This is a genomic window from Kurthia gibsonii (assembly GCF_006539985.1).
In the GTDB taxonomy this organism is placed as follows: Bacteria; Bacillota; Bacilli; order Bacillales_A; family Planococcaceae; genus Kurthia; species Kurthia gibsonii.
Window position 1 is genome coordinate 1 of sequence record NZ_BJOB01000096.1, and the last position, 1,971, is coordinate 1,971.

Below are 1,971 nucleotides of genomic sequence, written 5' to 3' on the forward strand. Positions count from 1 at the left end.
GAAAATTGATGTGAACGAACAAATCCCGTATGATTTTGAAAAATCATACGGGATTTACTTTGTTAAAAATACTTTTGTTTCAAGCTCTTTTTATACACTCAAACAAAATGGTAAATTAAATGTTTTGTTTGGCTTTAATTTTTCAAATAGATGATAGAGCATATAGTATTCAATCCCACGCGTTCTTTTCAGTGCATTGGAAGAACAACGTGTAAATTCGTCAAGTTGTTGTTTAGAGAATGCTTGCAATGCGAGAAGTGTATCTCTGCGCCATTTACTTTGAAGACGATGGATATAATCACTTGCTTTCGCGTGATTCCCACGCTCAATTTCAATTTGTGCCAAAATATAATAACGAATCTCTGCTTTTTGAATTTTTTCTGCTTCAAAAAAAGCTGCATCATAGCGTTTTTCTAACAGTAATAACAGTGATTTGAAATAAGGGTATTCTTGTTCATGCATAGGATTTTGTAATAAGTGTTCAAGGATTTTTTTCTGTTGAGGAGCGCCATCATGAATAGCGATATAAAAATGTGAATAGAGGGAAGAAGTTTGTTTTTGTGATAAGAAACGATCGATTTTTCGTATATTTCGCGTGCCGAAAATAGTATATATTTGCGGTAGCGTAGTAAATAAAAAAAGATAAAACATCGTAATCAAGACGAGAACAAATGGATGTAATCCGAAATCATTTAAAAAACTACACAGTAAGAAAGCGCCTAAAAAAATAAAAATAAGGTGTAAACGTTGCATCGCTTTTTCCTCCTTTAATGTAGTAACTATAAAATACCCCTTCATGTAGAATGGAAACTGTTCTCTTGAAAAAAACAATTTGTTGAATTTTAGAAATAGAGAGCTTATAATGATTTTACTAAGAAATATTGATTTTAAAGGGTTTTGGGAACGTGTTAAATGTCCTTTCTGAAAATTCAAATGTATTCCCAGAAAGGATGTCCTTTGGAAAAACACAAATGTAAACGCAACGAGGAGGAAAAAAGATGAAGAAAATAATGATTACAGGCGCGTGCGGTCAAATCGGCTCAGAGTTAGTGGAGAAATTACGAAAAGAATACGGACGTGACAATGTTTTAGCGACAGATATTCGTAAACCTGCACACTCGACAGGTCCTTTTGAAATATTAGATGTGATGGATGCGGAAAAAATGTTACAATTAGCAACTGATTTCCAAGCAGACACATTAATGCACATGGCAGCTTTATTATCAGCTACAGCTGAAAACAACCCCTTATTTGCATGGAACTTGAATATGGGTGGGCTAATGAATGCACTTGAAGTAGCACGTAAATTAGATCTTCAATTCTTTACTCCAAGTTCAATTGGTGCATTTGGTCCAACAACACAAAAAGAAAATACACCACAAGATACATTACAACGTCCAACAACGATGTATGGCGTGAATAAAGTAGCCGGGGAATTGCTATGTGACTATTACTATACAAAGTTTGGTGTCGATACACGTGGCGTTCGTTTCCCAGGATTAATTTCAAATGTGACGCCTCCTGGTGGTGGTACGACCGATTACGCAGTGGATATTTACTATAAAGCAGTTACAGAAGGCAAGTACACATCATATATTGCAGAAGGAACATACATGGATATGATGTATATGCCAGATGCGCTCGATGCCATTGTTCAATTGATGGAAGCAGATGCAGATAAATTAGTACATCGTAATGCATTCAATATTACAGCGATGAGTTTTGAACCAAGCGAGATTGCGGCATCGATTAAAAAGTATATTCCTTCATTTGAAATGGACTATGATGTTGATCCAGCACGCCAAGCGATTGCAGATAGCTGGCCAGATTCACTCGATTGTTCAGCTGCAAAAGAAGAATGGGGTTTCCAAGCAAAATATGATTTAGACCGTATGACACAAGACATGCTGGAAAAACTAACGAAAAAATTACAAAATGAAGCTTCGTAAATAGAGAAAGAGATTGCTACTC

2 protein-coding genes are annotated in these 1,971 nt (G+C 35.6%); one reads left to right on the plus strand and one right to left on the minus strand.

Annotated elements, in window-relative coordinates:
- Positions 1-90: 90 nt before the first annotated feature.
- On the minus strand, positions 91-753 hold the full coding sequence (locus tag KGI01_RS13580; protein ID WP_141275124.1) for a hypothetical protein: 663 nt from the start codon (positions 751-753) through the stop codon (positions 91-93).
- A 245-nt stretch (positions 754-998) separates the two neighbouring features.
- Between KGI01_RS13580 and KGI01_RS13585 the strand changes: the two genes are divergently transcribed.
- Positions 999-1,949, plus strand: coding sequence for an L-threonine 3-dehydrogenase (locus KGI01_RS13585; RefSeq protein WP_141275125.1), 951 nt, complete (start codon positions 999-1,001; stop codon positions 1,947-1,949).
- The last annotated feature ends 22 nt before the right edge of the window (positions 1,950-1,971 follow it).

Bases quoted from the DNA above. Each gene is read 5' to 3' on its own strand.
- KGI01_RS13585 (WP_141275125.1), top strand. From the start codon at position 999: ATGAAGAAAATAATGATTACAGGCGCGTGCGGTCAAATCGGCTCAGAG.
- KGI01_RS13580 (WP_141275124.1), bottom strand. From the start codon at position 753: ATGCAACGTTTACACCTTATTTTTATTTTTTTAGGCGCTTTCTTACTG.